Source organism: Streptomyces afghaniensis (assembly GCF_044327915.1).
Lineage (GTDB): Bacteria > Actinomycetota > Actinomycetes > Streptomycetales > Streptomycetaceae > Streptomyces > Streptomyces afghaniensis.
Genome location: NZ_JBIRGJ010000009.1, coordinates 1 through 15,013, shown reverse-complemented (window position 1 = coordinate 15,013; position 15,013 = coordinate 1). Strand labels below are relative to the sequence as shown.

Below are 15,013 nucleotides of genomic sequence, written 5' to 3'. Positions count from 1 at the left end.
ACCCGCGCGGGTAGCGTCCGGCTCATGGAGACCGGGACGGACGGCGGTTACGGCACCCAGGCCGCCGGGATCACCGTGCAGCGGGCACTGGAGCTGCCGGGGCTGCGCAGCGGGCTGCCCGAGGTGCTGGCGGGGGCCGACCGGCTGGGGCGGACCGTGCGCTGGGTGCACGCCGGGGAGGTGCCGCACATCGCCTCGCTGCTCAAGGGCGGCGAGCTGCTGCTGACCACGGGCTACGGCCTCGGCACCCGCCCGGCCGAACAGCGGGCGTTCGTACGCACGCTGGCCGAGCGCGGCATCGCCGCCCTGGTCGTGGAGCTCGGCCCGCGCTTCGCACGGCTGCCCGCCGCCCTCGTCGACACGGCCCGTTCGGCCGGGATGCCGCTCGTCCAGCTGCACCGCGAGGTGCCGTTCGTCACGGTCACGGAGGAGATCCACACCGAGATCGTCAACGGCCACTACGCGCTGCTCCAGCGGGCCGAGGAGGTGCACCGGCGGTGTACGGAGGCCCTGCTGGGCGGCGGCGGGGTGCCCCAGGTCCTCGGCATCCTGGCCGACTTCGGCGGCAATCCCGTCTTCCTGGAGACGGCGGAGGGGCAGTTGCTGTACGCCGCCGGGGCCGGTCCCGAGGGGGCGGACCCGCTCCAGGTGTGGGAGGGGCTGCGCGGCCAGCACAAGGACGAGCCGCCGCTCGCGGGCTCGGTCCTGGTGGACGTGCCGGGCGGCGGGCCCGGCAGCGGGGGCGTCCGCGCGCGGCTCGTCCTGCTGCCCGTTCGGGCTTCCCTGGCGCCGGTGCACCGGATGGCGGCGGAGCGGGCCGCGGGCATCCTGGCCGTGGTGCTGATGCAGGCGCGGCAGGAGGAGGAGCTGGCGGCGCGCGGGCGCGGCGACTTCCTCACGGACCTCGCCGAGGGCCGGGTCACGGCACAGGACGCCCCGGCACAGGCGCGCGTGCTGGGTTTCCGGCCGGGTGACGGCCCGCTGCTGCCGGTCGTCATGCGGCTCGGGGACACCCTGTCACCGGGGGGAGGCTGGGCCGTGCTGGCCCGGGCGGTGTCCGAGGAGCTGGCCTCGGTGGGCGTGCCGGTGCTGCTCGGGGTACGGCCGGTGGAGGGCCGGGTGCTGGTGCTGCTGGGGCTGCGCTCGGAGCCGGAGCGGGTGACGGTCGCGGAACGGGTCGCGGTGGCGCTGCGGGCCGGGGTCGGCCGGGCCGGGATGCTGCGGCCGGGCGGGCCGCCGCCCGTGGTGGTCGTGGGGGTGGCGGGCGGCTGGACGGCTGCGGCGTCGGGCCTGCGGCACGCGGCCGAGACGGCCACGGCGGCCCAGGGCCTGCCGGACCGGCCCTGGTACGACGCCCGGCGCCTGGACATCGATCTGCTGATGTGGCGACTGCGCGACCATCCGGACCTGGCCGCCTTCGTCGACCGGGCCCTCGGTCCGCTCCTGGAGCACGACCGACGCTCCCGGCCGCCGCTGCTGCCCACCCTGTCGACCTACCTCGCCCACGCGGGGCGCAAGGCGGAGACGGCCCGGGAGCTCCACCTCAACCGGCAGACCCTCTACAACCGCCTGGCGCGCATCGGGGAGTTGCTGGGCACGGACCTCGACGACCCGCAGACGGTACTGGCCCTGAGCCTGGCCCTGCGTGCCCGCAGGCACGTTCCCTAGCCAGCGGGATGTCTAGGCAAGGGGCCGGGGCTGGGTCAACTCGTCGTACACGCTGAGCACTTGGGCGACCGTCTCGTCCTCGCTCGGCCAGGTCGCCGCCTGCCGCGCGCCCCTGGCCTTCATCAGCTCCCGGCGCTCGGGGTCGCCGAGCAGGCGTACGACGGTGCCGGCGAGCGCCTCCGCGTCGCCGCGCGGGACGAGTTCGGCCGCATCGCCGACGAGTTCCGGGATGCCGCCGACGTCGGCCGCGACGAGCGGCACGCGCGCGTGGAGGGCCTCCTGGGCGAGGACGGAGCGCGCCTCCTCCCATCGGCTCGGCAGCAGGGCGAGGTCGGCGGCGGCGAGCAGGTCGGTGATGTCGTCGCGCCGCCCGATGAGCCGGACGGGCAGCTCCTCGCCCTCGATCCGCTCCTGGAGTTCACCGCGCAGCGGCCCCTCGCCCGCGATCACGACCAGGGGCACGGGATCGAGCCGGCGCCAGGCGCGCGCGGCGTCCAGCAGCACGTCGTACCCGCGGTGCCGCTCCAGGGAGCCGACGGCCATCAGCAACGGCCGTCCGGTGGCGCCGAGTTCGGCACGCACCTTGGGGCGCAGCCGGTCGGGGTCGTCGGGCTCCAGGGGCCTGCGGGGGCCGGGCAGTGCGACGGCCGCGAGCCGCGCGTCCCGCGCGCCGGTCCGCCTGGCCCGGTCCACGAGGGCCGAGGTGGTCCCCAGCACCACGGTGGCCGCCTTCACGACCCGCCGCTCCAGCACCCGCAGCAGATGGGCGCGTGCCCCGTCGGCGTGCGCCCGGTCGTGCCACGTCACGACCAGCGGAGTACGCACGCGCCGCCCGCTGAGCGCGAGCACGGTACGGAACGAGGCGTGCAGCCCGTGCGCGTGCACCAGATCGGCGTCGGCACAGGCCGCCCGCAGGGCCGCGACCGACACCGGGTCACTGCTGCGCGGCACATGCACATGGTCCGCCCCGACACCACTGAAGTCATAGGCGCGATCCGCCTCATAAGGGGCGCACACCGTGACTTTCACGCCCCGCGCGACGAGCCCCGCAGTCAGGGAGCGCACATGCGCACTGCTGGCCGCATTGCCTCCGCCCAGCACCTGCACGGTGCGCAACGGCGACTGGCCATGCGGTGAGTGGCTGCTCACGGGGGTCACGTGGCCGGGCTCCTGGTTCGGGTCGGGCAGTCACCGCGCAGGATTCCCACGCGTCCTCCGCCAAGGATGCCAGGACACATGCGGGTTCCGGGAACGCCCGAAGCCCGGCGGCGCGACAGCGGGGGTGCGGCATCGGGGAGACGCGCCGGGCCGGGTCACCCACACGAGTGAAGATCGGCGCATCTCCCGTCAACTACGCGACCGCTCCTCGGCTACAGATCCGCCCGAGCCGTCGCCAGCAGCTCCTCCGCGTGCGCCCGGGCCGTCTCCGAATCTTCCTGGCCGGCCAGCATCCGGGACAGCTCCCGGACCCGTTCCTCGCCCTCCAGCACCTTCACACCGGAACGGGTGACCGACCCGTCGTTCGTCTTCTCGACCAGCAACTGCCGGTCGGCGAAGGCGGCGACCTGCGGGAGATGGGTCACGACCACGACCTGCGCGGTCCTCGCCAGGCGCGCGAGCCGCCGGCCGATCTCGACCGCCGCCTTGCCACCGACACCGGCGTCGACCTCGTCGAAGAGATACGTCGGCACGGGATCCGTCCCCGCGAACACGACCTCCACGGCCAGCATCACGCGGGACAGCTCACCACCGGACGCCCCCTTGGCGATCGGCCGCGGCGGCGCGCCCGGGTGCGGGGCCAGCAGCAGCTCGACCTCGTCGGCGCCAGCGGGTCCGTACGCGACCGGACGGCCGCCGACCTCGACGCCGTCGGGGTCCTCGGTCTGCCGGATGTCGAAGGACACGCGCGCGTGCGGCATGGCCAGGGAGGCCAGCTCGGCGGTCACGGCAGCGGCGAACCGCTCGGCGGCCTCCGTCCGCGCGTCCGTCAGCGCCTGTGCGAGCCCTCCCAGTTCGGCCCGCAGCGCGTCCCGTTCGGCGGTCAGTTCCCCGATCCGCTCGTCGTCCCCGTCGAGTTCGGTCAGCCGGGCGGCACTGCGCTCGGCCCAGGCCAGCACGGCGGCGATGTCCTCGCCGTACTTCCGCGTCAGTCCGGTCAGCGCGGCCCGCCGCTCCTCGACGGCCGCCAGCCGCAGCGGATCGGCGTCCAGGTCGTCGGCGTACCCGGCCAGGTCCCCGGCCGCGTCGCGCAGCAGGATCCCGATCTCCCCGATGCGGTCGGCGAGCGCGGCCAGCGCCGGGTCGTGCGACCGTACGGCGTCCAGGGCCCGCTGCGCGCCCGCGACGAGCGTCCCGGCGTCGACGCCCTCCGGGTCCTCCGGATTGCCCGCGAGGGCGGCGTGCGCGACCGCGGCGGCGGACGCCAGCGCCTCGGCGTGCCCGAGCCGCTCGGCCTCCTCGGCCAGCTCCACGTCCTCACCGGCCCGGGGCTCGACGGCGGCGATCTCGTCGAGCCCGTAGCGCAGCATGTCGGCCTCCTGGGCCCGCTCACGCGCGCGCGTGGTGATCTCGTCGAGTTCGGCGGAGACCGCCCGCAGCCGCTTGTAGGCCTCGCCGTACTTGGCCAGCGGCACGGCGACCGCGTCACCGGCGTACCGGTCGAGCGCCTGCCGCTGCCGGGACAGCTTGAGCAGCCCCTGCTGGTCCGTCTGCCCGTGCACGGCCACCAGCTCGTCCGCGAGCTCGGCGAGCACCCCCACGGGCACACTGCGCCCGCCCAGGTGCGCCCGTGAGCGCCCCTCGGCGGAAACGGTACGGCTGATCAGCAGCGCCCCGTCGTCGAGCTCGGCCCCGGCCTCCTCGGCGCGTACGGCTGCCGTGGCGTTGTCCGGGACGGTGATCCGCCCCTCCACGACGGCCTTCCCGGCCCCGATCCGCACCAGCGCCGGGTCCGCGCGCCCGCCCAGCAGCAACCCGAGGCTGGTGACCACCATGGTCTTGCCCGCACCCGTCTCACCGGTGACCGCGGTGAACCCGGGCGACAGCTCGACGACAGCGTCGTCGATCACGCCGAGCGACCGTATCCGCATCTCCTCCAACACGGACACGACCTTACGAGGTCCGAGCCAAGGATTGCGACTGGCCTGCCCTTGTCACCCACGAGAGTGGATCGCCCTTCAGGGGCGCGGGGAACTGCGCGACAAGCCACAGACGGCCCGCACCCGCCGACGACGAGCAGCCACGCTAATGGGGAGCTCCCCGCCACCCGGAAACAGGCAGCGCGAACTTGGCCACCAGCCGGTCGGTGAAGGACGCATGATGCAACCGAGCCAGCCGCACCGGCACAGCCCCCCGCCGCACCTCCACCCGCGCCCCGGGCGGCAACTCAACGGTCCGCCGCCCGTCACACCACAGCACACCCGGCGGAATGTGTGGCAGAACCTCCACAGCCAACACAGAATCCGGCGATGTCACCAACGGCTTCGCGAACAACGCGTGCGCGCTGATCGGCACCATCAACAACGCCTCGACCTCCGGCCACACCACCGGCCCACCCGCGGAGAACGCGTACGCCGTCGACCCCGTGGGCGTCGCACACACGATCCCGTCGCAGCCGAACCCGGTCACGGGCCGCCCGTCGATCTCCAGGACGACCTCCAGCATCCGCTCGGCGGACACCTTCTGCACGGCCGCCTCGTTCAGCGCCCAGTCCGTGTGCACGATGTCCCCGTTGCGGTGCACCACGACGTCGACGGTCATCCGCTCCTCGACCTCGTACGCCTTGGTCACCACCCGGTCGACGACCTTGTCGAGGTCGTCCCGCTCGGCCTCCGCGAGGAACCCCACGCGCCCGAGGTTGACGCCGAGCATCGGCACGCCCGACGCCCGCGCGAACTCGGCACCGCGCAGCAGGGTGCCGTCACCGCCCAGCACTATGAGCAGCTCACACCCGTCGAGGCACTGCGGAGTGGCCTCCTTGACCAGCTCCACCTCGTCCGGAAGCGGCAGGTCACGCGCCTCGGCCTCCAGGACGCGCACGCCGAGACCGGAGCGCAGCAGTCCCTTCACGACGAGCTCGGCACTGCGCACGGCGGCGGGCCGCCCCGTGTGGGCGAGCAGGAAAACAGTACGAGCTCGGTTCTCGGTCAACGCGGCCCCTCCGCCACTGCACGGTCGACATCGGCCGGGTCCGGTTCCGGTGCCCCGGCCCGCAGCCACAGAAAGTATTCGACATTCCCCGACGGCCCGGGCAGCGGACTGGCCGTCACGCCCTTCACCCCGAGCCCCAGCCCCCAGGCCTTCCGGGCCACCCCCGTCACCGCTTCGGCCCGCAGCTGGGGGCTGCGTACGACTCCCCCGCTGCCCAGCCGCTCCTTCCCCACCTCGAACTGCGGCTTGACCATCATCACCAGGTCCGCGTCCGGCTTCACGCACCGCACCAGGGCGGGCAGGACCAGCCCGAGCGGGATGAAGGACAGATCCCCCACGACAAGATCCACAGGCTCCCCATCGATCTCTTCAAGTGTCAATTCGCGAACGTTCGTACGGTCCTTGACGGTGACGCGTTCATCGTTCTGCAGAGACCAGGCGAGTTGTCCGTATCCGACGTCCACGGCGACGACATGGGCGGCGCCCGCGCGCAGCAGGACATCGGTGAAACCGCCGGTGGACGCTCCGGCGTCGAGTGCCCTGCGCCCCTCGACGACCAGGCCCTGCGGCAGGAACGCCGTCAGCGCGCCGGCGAGCTTGTGCCCGCCGCGCGACACGTAGTCGGGATCGTTCGCGTCGGCCGCGACGACGATCGCGGCCGCGGTCTCCACCTGCGTGGCGGGTTTGGTCGCGACGGTCTTGCCGACGGAGACCCGCCCGGCGGCGATCAGCTGGCCGGCGTGCTCACGCGAACGCGCGAGCTTCCGGCGGACCAGCTCCGCGTCGAGACGGCGGCGTGCGACTCCTGCCACGTTCGGTTCAGCTCCTCGGTCCGTGCTGCGACGGGGGCACCGGAGGTCCCGGGCGGGCGTCGAGCGCGGTGAGCGCGTCGCGCAGCCCCCGGTGTACATCCTCGTACACCTCGACGTGTCCGTCCGTGGCGAGGTGATCCGCGTCACCGAGCCGGTCCAGGGCCGCGTCCACGTCGGCGTTGCCCGTAGGGGTGCGGGGCACGTTCAGCGGGGCGGGGGCGGCGGGGTCGTCCTCCGGCGCCGGCACCGGCTCAGACCCGGGCTCCGGCTCGGGGGCGGGTTCCTCCTCCGCCACCGGCATTTCTGGAACTGCGTCTTCCATGCCCCGACGCTACCGCGAACCGCTGCGGTACCGTCGATCGCGATGGCCACGATCGAGGAGTGCCGCAGCGCACTCGACAAGCTCTCCGACAACATGCAGCGCGCCGAAGGGGACGTCCGCGACGCGGCGGCCCTGGACCGTTCGGTGAGCTGCCACATCACGGACCTGGACGTCACCTTCGTCGGCCGTATGCGCGGCGGGCGGATCGAGGTGCACGACACCGTGCAGGGACCGCCGCCGGACCGGGCCGAGATCAGGCTCGCCATGACGGGTGACGACCTGGTCGCCCTGGTCGACGGCGAGCTGAGCTTCGCCAAGGCCTGGGGCTCGGGCCGGGTGAAACTGCACGCGGGCGTGCGCGACCTGCTCCAGCTCAGGAAACTTCTGTAGCGACCGTCTTCTCGACCCCTGCCCCGGTCCCCGTCCCGACGCGTGCCTTCCGCGCCGCCGGCACGACCAGCGGCGTCCCCGTCTCCGGGTCGTCGATGACCTGGCAGCGCAGTCCGAAGACCTCCTCCACCAGGCCGGCCGTGACGATGTCCTTCGGCGCGCCCTCGGCGACGACCCCGCCCTCGCGCAGGGCGATGAGGTGCGTGGCGTAGCGGGCGGCATGATTCAGGTCGTGCAGCACGGCGACGAGCGTGCGCCCCTGCTCCTCGTGCAGCTCCGCGCACAGGTCCAGCACGTCGATCTGGTGCTGGATGTCCAGGAACGTCGTCGGTTCGTCGAGCAGCAGCAGCGGCGTCTGCTGGGCGAGTGCCATGGCGATCCACACGCGCTGGCGCTGACCGCCCGACAGCTCGTCGACGTAGCGGTCGGCCAGCTCGGCGACGCCGGTCTGCCGCATCGACTCCTGGACGACCCGCTCGTCCTCGGTCGACCACTGGCGCAGGATCCCCTGGTGCGGGTAGCGGCCGCGGCCCACCAGATCGCCGACGGTGATGCCGTCGGGCGCGATGGACGACTGGGGCAGCAGACCGAGCGTGCGCGCGACCTTCTTCGCGGGCATCGACTGGATGACCTGTCCGTCGAGCAGCACCCGGCCCGTACTGGGCTTGAGCATCCGCGACAGCGCCCGCAGGAGCGTCGACTTGCCGCACGCGTTGGGGCCGACGATCACGGTGAAGGAGTTGTCGGGTATCTCCACCGACAACTGCTCGGCGATGACGCGCTGGTCGTAGGCGAGGGTGACGTTCTCGGCGGACAGACGGTTCACGGTGCTCCTTCGGTTCTTGCTCATATCCTGCCCGCCTTGCGTTCGGTGACCAGCAGCCACAGCAGATAGACACCGCCGAGCACGCCGGTGACCACGCCCATGGGCAACTGCTCGGCGCCGAACGCCCGCTGCGAGAGCCAGTCGGCGATGACCAGCAGGGCGGCGCCCATGCACAGGGAGGCCAGCAGGTTCGGGCCGGGCGCACGGGTCAGGCGCCGGGCCAGCTGCGGCGCGGTGAGCGCGACGAAGCTGACCGGACCGGCGGCGGCGGTCGCGGACGCGGTCAGCAGCACGGCCGCCACCATCAGCAGCAGCCGTACGCGCTCCACCCGCACCCCGAGGGCGTACGACACGTCGTCGCCCATCTCCATCATCCGCAGCCCGCGCGCGTTGCACAGGACGAGCGGCACGAGCACGGCGCACAGCCCGAGCAGCGGCCAGACCTGGGCCCAGTCGCGGCCGTCGAGGGATCCGGTCATCCACACGACCGCGCGGGCCGCGTCCACGATGTCGGACTTGGTCAGCAGATAGCCGTTGACCGCCGTGACGATCGCGGAGACACCGATACCGACCAGCACCAGCCGGTATCCGTGCACACCCCGCTTCCAGGCGAGCACATAGATGGCCAGGCCGGTCACCAGACCGCCCGCCAGCGCCCCGGCGGCGACCTGGTTCGCGCTCCCGGAGAACAGCACGATCACCGTGAGCGCGCCGGCCGTCGCCCCCTGCCCGAGGCCCAGCACGTCCGGACTGCCCAGCGGATTGCGGGAGATGGACTGGAACAGCGCTCCGCCGAGCCCGAGCGAGGCGCCCACCAGCAGCCCGACCAGGACCCGCGGCAGCCGCAGTTCGTTGACGATGAACTCCTGGCCCGCGTTGCCCTCGCCGAACAGCGTCCGCAGCACGTCGGCGGCCGGGATCGGGAAGTCGCCGGTACCGATGAGCACGACACTCGCCGTGAGCGCCGCGACCAGCAGCAGGAGCACGACGGTCAAGGCCCGCACGTCCAGGCGCACGGAGAGCCCGCCCGGGGTCCGCACGGCACGGTTGGTGGTCTTCACAGCTGCGCCGTCCTCCGCCGTCGTACGAGATAGATGAACACCGGCCCGCCGAGGATCGCGGTGACGATGCCCACCTGCAGTTCCGCGGGCCGGGCCACGATCCGGCCGATGACATCGGCGCCGAGCAGCAGCACCGGCGACAGGATCGCCGCGTACGGCAGGATCCAGCGCAGGTCGGGCCCGGTGAAGGAACGCACGACGTGCGGCACCATCAGCCCGACGAACACGATCGGCCCGCAGGCCGCGGTCGCCGCCCCGCACAGCACGGTCGCCGCCAGCATGGACAGCGCCCGCGTCCGGTTCAGGTTGGCGCCGAGCGCCTTGGCGGTGTCGTCGCCCATGGCCATGGCGTTGAGCGGCCGGGACAGGGCCAGCGCCAGCACCATGCCGGCCAGCAGGAACGGCAGGACCTGCCGGATGGTCGAGTCGTTCGCCGCGGACAGCGAACCGACCGTCCAGAACCGCATCTTGCCCAGTGCCGCGTCGTCCATGATCATCACGGCCTGGAGGTAGCCGTAGAGCGCGGCGCTGATCGCCGTACCGGCGAGCGCGAGCCGCACCGGCGTCGCGCCCCGGCTGCCGCCGAGGAACCACACCAGCGCCCCGACCGCGGCCGCTCCGAAGAACGCGAACCAGACGTAGCCGCTGAGCGAGGTGATCCCGAGGAACGTGACGGCCGTGACGACCGCGGCGGACGCACCCGCGTTGATGCCGAGCAGGCCGGGGTCGGCCAGCGGGTTGCGCGTGAGCGCCTGGAGAACCGCTCCGGCCAGGCCGAGAGCGGCGCCGGCGAGCAGCCCGAGCACGGTCCGCGACAGCCGCTCCGCGACGACGACGTCGCCGTACGTCCCCGAGTCCTCGAACAAGCCGTGCCAGACCTGTCCGAGGGACAGCTCTTTCGCTCCGATCGCGATACTCGCCAGCGCGACGAGCACCAGGATCGCAACGGCCAGGACGAGCCCGAAGGCACGTATCGCCCGTCGGGTCGGGGGCGCGGGGGCGGTCTCCGCGCGCTGTTCGGGGGGACTGTCGACCAACACGCAAGTTAGGTTAGCCTACCCTGCCAACGATCTCGATTCCGGAGTCCGGCCGCCGCCACGGACACCCCGCCGGAGTGTGCCCGCGCGCCGCGGACCCAACCCTGACTCGGAACCGCGGATCCGCCCCTGACTCGGAACCGCGCATCCGACGGGCACTCAAAGGCCCAGCCTCGCCAGTGACTTCCCCCCGTCCAGCTCGCACACCCCCGCACCGGCGGCCGTCCACGCCGCGGCGCACAACGCGCGCAGCCCGTCCAGCGCCTCGCCGTCCCCGTCGAGCTCCAGCCGGTCAGCACCGGCCGTCGCCGTCCAGCCACCGCACCGGAACCCGCCGTCGCCCGCCTCCACGACATCCGGCTGGCCGCTGAGCATCCCGCGCAGATCGGCGTCCACATACGTCGGCCGGTGCTGCGGCGGCGCCGCCAGCAGCTGAGCGCCGTCGGTCACCCCGGTCAGGACGAGCAGCGAGTCGACCTCCCCGTTGAACGCGCCCTCGATGTCCGTGTCCAGCCGGTCCCCCACCACCAGCGGCCGCTCCGCCCCGGTCCGCAGGATGGTCTCCCGGTGCATCGGCGGCAGGGGCTTGCCCGCGACCTGCGGCTCGGCGCCCGTGGCGATCCGCACGACCTCCACCGCCGCGCCGTTGCCCGGCGCGATCCCACGCCCGCTCGGAATCGTCAGGTCGGTGTTCGAGGCGAACCAGGGCACACCGCGCGCGACCGCGTAACTGGCCTCCGCGAAACGACCCCACGGCAGCTCGGGACCGCCGTACCCCTGCACCACCGCCGCCGGATCGTCGTCCGCCGACTCCACGGGCACGAGCCCGCGCTCGCGCAACGCGACCCGCAGCCCGTCACCGCCGACCACCAGCACGCGGGCGCCCTGCGGCACCTGCTCGCTGATCAGCCGCGCGACCGCCTGCGCCGAGGTGATGACGTCGTCCGCGCCCGTCGGTATGCCGAGTTCCGTCAGATGCCCGGCCACGGTGTCCGGAGTCCGCAGCGCGTTGTTGGTGACGTACGCCAGACGCATCCCGCCCGTCCGGGCCGTGGCCAGCGACTCGACGGCGTACGCGATCGCGCTCCCGCCCGCGTACACAACACCGTCCAGGTCGAGCAGCGCCGTGTCGTACGCCTCGCTCAGGGCCCGCCCACTGCCCTCGGGCCTCGTCCTGACGCTCCGGCTCATCCCGCATCGCTCCTCGTTCGACGGCTTTCCCCCGATCATCCCCCATGCCACTGACAGCCGTACGATGCCGGGATGAACACAGCAGGTCACTCGGAAGCAACGGAGCGCCGAGGCCTGGAACTCACCCCGTTCCGAGGCCTTCGCTACGACCCCGACCGGGTCGGCAGTCTGGCCGCAGTGACGTCCCCGCCGTACGACGTCGTCGTCCGCCCCGACGGAGTGCACCATCTCCAGTCAGCCGACCCGTACAACATCGTCCGCCTGATCCTCCCCGAGGCCGCCACCCCCGGCGCCCGCAACGACCAGGCCGCAAAGACCCTGCGCCACTGGCTGTCCGAGGGCGTCCTGACCACCGACCCGCAACCCGGCCTGTACGTCTACGAGCAGCGGGACGGCAACGGCATGCTGCAACGCGGCGTCATCGGCGCCCTGCGCGTCTCGGACCCGGCCGAGCAGGTGGTGCTGCCGCACGAGGACGTCATGCCGCACATCGTCGCCGACCGCGCGGCCCTGATGCGGGCCACCTCCGCGAACCTCGAACCCCTCCTGCTGACCTACCGCGGCGACGACTCGACGACCGCCACGGCGGACCTGATCGAGCGCACCGCCGAACAGCCACCGCTCCTCGCGACCACCACGGAGGACGGCTTCAGCCACCGCCTGTGGTCGGTCACCGACCCCGCCGACCTGGCCACGATCCAGGCCGGCCTGGCCCGTCACCAAGCCCTCATCGCCGACGGCCACCACCGCTGGGCGACCTACCGCCGCCTCCGCACGGAGCACCCCTCCCCCAGCCCGTGGGACCACGGCCTGGTCCTCCTGGTCGACACGGCCCGCTACCCCCTGCGCGTCCGCGCCATCCACCGCCTCCTGCACGACCTGCCGGTCGTCGAGGCCGTGGCCGCCCTGGACGGCCACTTCCGCGTGCGCCGCCTCGAACTCCCGCTGTCCGAGGCCCTGGAGGCACTGGCGGACGCGGCCTGTGCGGGCAACGCGTTCCTGCTGGCCGGCGACGGTGCCTTCCACCTCGTCGACCACCCCGACCCGGACCTCCTGGCCCGCACGATCCCCGCCGACCGCCCCACCGCCTGGCGCACCCTCGACGCGACGGTCCTGCACGCCACGCTCCTCGACCACGTCTGGCGCATCCCCGAGGACTCCCCCGCGCACATCACCTACATCCACGACACGGCCGCCACGGTCGCGAAGGCGGAACGCGACGGCGGTACGGCCGTCCTGATGCACCCGGTCCGCGAGGAGGTCGTCCGCGACCTGGCCCGGCAGGGCGTCACCATGCCGCGCAAGTCGACGTCGTTCGGCCCGAAGCCGGCCTCGGGCCTGGTGCTGCGCGCGCTGGACCTCTGACGCGCTGGTTCTGACGCGGTGGCCGGACACACGAAAGGGGCGGATCCCGACCGGGATCCGCCCCTTCCGCGCGAGGTCAGTCCTGCGCCTCCTCGGCGGCGTCGCCGCCCTCACCCTCGTCCTCGGCCTCGTCCTCGGCCAGGGCGTCCATGAACTCCACCCCGTCCAGCTCGGCGAGCCGGTCCGAGGCGTCGGTGCTGCCGTCCCGGTCGGCCTCCACGGCCTTCGCGAACCACTCCCGCGCCTCGGACTCCCGCCCGGCCGCCAGCAGCGCGTCGGCGTAGGCGTACCGCAGCCGCGCGGTCCACGGCTGCACGGAGTTGGAGGCCAGCTCCGGGCTCTGCAGGGTCACGATGGCCGCGTCCAGCTGCCCCATGTCCCGCCGCGCACCGGCCGCGACGAGCCGCATCTCGACCTGCCCGGCCTTGTCGAGCTTGTGCACCTCAGGCGCCCCGGCCATGTCCAGCGCCTTCTCCGGCCGTCCGAGCCCACGCTCGCAGTCGGCCATGACCGGCCACAGGTCGATGTTCCCCGTCATCCGCTTGGCAGCCCGGAACTCGGCCAGCGCCTCGCCGTACTTCTGCGTGGCATACGCGGCGAACCCGGCGGCCTCCCGCACGGCGGCGACCCGTGACGCCAGCCGCAGCGCCACCCGCGAGTAGCCGTACGCGCCCTCGGGGTCCTCGTCGAGGAGCCGCGCGACCATCACCAGGTTCTTCGCGACATCGTCCGCGAGCGTCTTCGGCAGGCTCTGGAGCTCCTGCCGTACGTCCTTGTCGATCTCTTCGCCCGTGACGTCCTCGGGGATCGGCAGCCGCTTGATCGGCTCCCTGTCCCGCTCCCGCTCCTCACGGAACCGGCCGCCGCCGCCACGACGGTCGTCACGACGGTCATCGCGTCGGTCATCACGGCCCCGGAAGCCCCCGGGCCGCCCACCGCGATCGTCGCGCCGCGGGCCACGCCCACGGTCGTCCCGTCCGCGGTCGTCCCGGCCACGGAAACCGCCGCGGTCGCCGCGGTCACCGCGAGTGTCACGGCTGTCGTCGCGACGGAACTCGCCACGCTCGCTTCGAGGACCGTCGTCCCGACGGAATCCGCCACGCCCGCCCCGAGGGGCGTCGTCGCGCCGGAAACCGCCGCGCTCCCCGCGGTCGTCCCCGCGACGGTCGTCACGGCGCTCGTCACGGCGCTCGTCACGGCCGCGGAAGCCACCGCGGTCGTCACGCCGGAAGCCACGGTCGCGGTCGTCGCCGCGGGGGCCGCGGTCCCGGTCGTCACGCCGGAAACCGCGGTCGCGGTCACGGTCGTCCCCACGGAAGCCACGGTCCCGGTCGTCACGCCGGAAGCCACGGTCGCGGTCGTCGCCACGAGGCCCGCGGTCCCGGTCGTCGCCACGGAAGTTACGGTCCCGGTTGTCGCGGCGCTCCGGGGCACGGTCGTCGCGCCGGGGGAACCCGCCGCGGTCGCCCTCGCGCCTGTCGTCACGGCGGTCATCGCGCCTGTCGTCCCGACGGTCATCCCGTCGGAAGCCACCGCGCTGCCCGCGGTCATCGCCCCGTCGGTCATCACGCCGACCGTAGCCACCGCCGCGGTTGTCGTCGCGGCGGAACCCGCCACGGTCCCGGTCGTCCCGTCGCTCTCCTCGGTCGTCCCGCCGGAAGGAGGGACGGTCACCGCGATCGTCACGCCGGAAGCCGCCCCGATCACGGTCGTCCCTGCGCGGTCCTCGGTCGCGGTCGTCACGCCGGCCGCCACCACCACGGTTGTCATCACGCCGGAAGCCACCACGCTCGCCGCGGTCGCTCCGCTCACCTCGGTCGCCGCGGTCGCTGCGGTCGCTGCGGTCGCTGCGGTCGCTGCGGCGGAAGCCACCACGGTCTCCACGGTCCCCGCGCTGACCGCCGCGGTCGCTCCGGTCCCCCTCCCGTCGCTGCTGGTCGCGCTCCGGTCGGTCTTCGGGAGAGTTGGTGGACATGGTGACTCCTGTCTTCGGTACCGCAAGTCATTCTCGCGCAGCCGGGTGCCCAGCGCGCAGTGCAAAAACAAAAAGGACCCCTGGTCCCAGCTGAACGCTGGTGACCAGGGGTCCTTCCAAAGATTGTTCGGCGGCGTCCTACTCTCCCACAGGGTCCCCCCTGCAGTACCATCGGCGCTGTAAGGCTTAGCTTCCGGGTTCGGAATGTAACCGGGCG

Annotated in this window: 14 protein-coding genes and 1 rRNA gene; 3 read left to right on the top strand and 12 right to left on the bottom strand. The window is 73.2% G+C overall.

Features of this window, described 5'->3' with window-relative positions:
* Positions 1-24 precede the first annotated feature (24 nt).
* Positions 25-1,668 carry a PucR family transcriptional regulator gene (locus tag ACH4G3_RS32045; RefSeq protein ID WP_397627794.1) on the top strand — a complete coding sequence of 548 codons (1,644 nt, stop codon included), beginning with the start codon at positions 25-27 and terminating at the stop codon, positions 1,666-1,668.
* Between the two features lie 12 nt (positions 1,669-1,680).
* On the opposite strand, the gene ACH4G3_RS32040 is transcribed toward ACH4G3_RS32045, so the two are convergent.
* The 5 genes from ACH4G3_RS32040 to ACH4G3_RS32020 all read right to left on the bottom strand — a co-directional run bounded on the left by ACH4G3_RS32040 (position 1,681) and on the right by ACH4G3_RS32020 (position 6,951).
* Positions 1,681-2,826, bottom strand: a complete 1,146-nt coding sequence (locus ACH4G3_RS32040) for a glycosyltransferase family 4 protein (protein ID WP_397627793.1) — start codon at positions 2,824-2,826, stop codon at positions 1,681-1,683.
* 212 nt (positions 2,827-3,038) lie between these two features.
* Entirely contained in the window at positions 3,039-4,757 is a 1,719-nt protein-coding gene (gene recN / locus ACH4G3_RS32035; protein ID WP_243382864.1) for a DNA repair protein RecN, read from the bottom strand.
* A gap of 154 nt (positions 4,758-4,911) precedes the next feature.
* Positions 4,912-5,817 carry an NAD kinase gene (locus tag ACH4G3_RS32030; RefSeq protein WP_354749996.1) on the bottom strand — a complete coding sequence of 302 codons (906 nt, stop codon included), beginning with the start codon at positions 5,815-5,817 and terminating at the stop codon, positions 4,912-4,914.
* Complete coding sequence (locus ACH4G3_RS32025) at positions 5,814-6,629, bottom strand: TlyA family RNA methyltransferase (RefSeq protein ID WP_397627792.1); 816 nt, start codon at positions 6,627-6,629, stop codon at positions 5,814-5,816. The genes ACH4G3_RS32030 and ACH4G3_RS32025 overlap by 4 nt, the downstream gene beginning before the upstream one ends.
* Positions 6,630-6,636: 7 nt before the next feature.
* On the bottom strand, positions 6,637-6,951 hold the full coding sequence (locus ACH4G3_RS32020; RefSeq protein WP_397627791.1) for a hypothetical protein: 315 nt from the start codon (positions 6,949-6,951) through the stop codon (positions 6,637-6,639).
* Positions 6,952-6,993: 42 nt separating this feature from the next.
* Here ACH4G3_RS32020 and ACH4G3_RS32015 point away from each other — a divergent pair, with 42 nt between their 5' ends.
* Positions 6,994-7,341, top strand: coding sequence for a sterol-binding protein (locus ACH4G3_RS32015; RefSeq protein WP_010046015.1), 348 nt, complete (start codon positions 6,994-6,996; stop codon positions 7,339-7,341).
* On the opposite strand, the gene ACH4G3_RS32010 is transcribed toward ACH4G3_RS32015, so the two are convergent.
* From ACH4G3_RS32010 to ACH4G3_RS31995, 4 genes are all read right to left on the bottom strand, one after another.
* Positions 7,325-8,191: an ABC transporter ATP-binding protein gene (locus ACH4G3_RS32010; RefSeq protein ID WP_397627790.1), complete on the bottom strand. Its 867-nt coding sequence runs from the start codon at positions 8,189-8,191 to the stop codon at positions 7,325-7,327. The genes ACH4G3_RS32015 and ACH4G3_RS32010 overlap by 17 nt on opposite strands.
* Positions 8,188-9,228 carry a FecCD family ABC transporter permease gene (locus tag ACH4G3_RS32005; protein WP_397627789.1) on the bottom strand — a complete coding sequence of 347 codons (1,041 nt, stop codon included), beginning with the start codon at positions 9,226-9,228 and terminating at the stop codon, positions 8,188-8,190. The genes ACH4G3_RS32010 and ACH4G3_RS32005 overlap by 4 nt, the downstream gene beginning before the upstream one ends.
* A complete protein-coding gene (locus ACH4G3_RS32000) occupies positions 9,225-10,268 on the bottom strand; it encodes a FecCD family ABC transporter permease (RefSeq protein WP_397627788.1) in 1,044 nt (347 codons plus the stop codon). The genes ACH4G3_RS32005 and ACH4G3_RS32000 overlap by 4 nt, the downstream gene beginning before the upstream one ends.
* A 156-nt stretch (positions 10,269-10,424) precedes the next feature.
* Positions 10,425-11,456 (bottom strand): HAD hydrolase-like protein, encoded by a 1,032-nt coding sequence (locus ACH4G3_RS31995; protein ID WP_397627787.1) that lies wholly within the window; start codon positions 11,454-11,456, stop codon positions 10,425-10,427.
* 72 nt (positions 11,457-11,528) lie between these two features.
* Between ACH4G3_RS31995 and ACH4G3_RS31990 the strand changes: the two genes are divergently transcribed.
* Positions 11,529-12,821: a DUF1015 domain-containing protein gene (locus ACH4G3_RS31990; protein ID WP_397627786.1), complete on the top strand. Its 1,293-nt coding sequence runs from the start codon at positions 11,529-11,531 to the stop codon at positions 12,819-12,821.
* A 76-nt stretch (positions 12,822-12,897) separates the two neighbouring features.
* Here the strand turns inward: ACH4G3_RS31990 and ACH4G3_RS31985 are convergent, their stop codons facing one another.
* The 3 genes from ACH4G3_RS31985 to rrf form a co-directional block, all read right to left on the bottom strand.
* Complete coding sequence (locus ACH4G3_RS31985) at positions 12,898-13,635, bottom strand: tetratricopeptide repeat protein (RefSeq protein WP_397628119.1); 738 nt, start codon at positions 13,633-13,635, stop codon at positions 12,898-12,900.
* Entirely contained in the window at positions 13,527-14,705 is a 1,179-nt protein-coding gene (locus tag ACH4G3_RS31980) for a hypothetical protein (RefSeq protein WP_397628148.1), read from the bottom strand. The genes ACH4G3_RS31985 and ACH4G3_RS31980 overlap by 109 nt, the downstream gene beginning before the upstream one ends.
* 216 nt (positions 14,706-14,921) lie before the next feature.
* A 5S ribosomal RNA gene (gene rrf / locus ACH4G3_RS31975) occupies positions 14,922-15,013 on the bottom strand; the annotation flags it as partial.

Coding starts and splice junctions, on each gene's coding strand:
- recN (WP_243382864.1), bottom strand. CDS start 4,757: ATGCGGATACGGTCGCTCGGCGTGATCGACGACGCTGTCGTCGAGCTG.
- ACH4G3_RS31995 (WP_397627787.1), bottom strand. CDS start 11,456: ATGAGCCGGAGCGTCAGGACGAGGCCCGAGGGCAGTGGGCGGGCCCTG.
- ACH4G3_RS31990 (WP_397627786.1), top strand. CDS start 11,529: ATGAACACAGCAGGTCACTCGGAAGCAACGGAGCGCCGAGGCCTGGAA.
- ACH4G3_RS32015 (WP_010046015.1), top strand. CDS start 6,994: ATGGCCACGATCGAGGAGTGCCGCAGCGCACTCGACAAGCTCTCCGAC.
- ACH4G3_RS32020 (WP_397627791.1), bottom strand. CDS start 6,951: ATGGAAGACGCAGTTCCAGAAATGCCGGTGGCGGAGGAGGAACCCGCC.
- ACH4G3_RS32010 (WP_397627790.1), bottom strand. CDS start 8,191: ATGAGCAAGAACCGAAGGAGCACCGTGAACCGTCTGTCCGCCGAGAAC.
- ACH4G3_RS32045 (WP_397627794.1), top strand. CDS start 25: ATGGAGACCGGGACGGACGGCGGTTACGGCACCCAGGCCGCCGGGATC.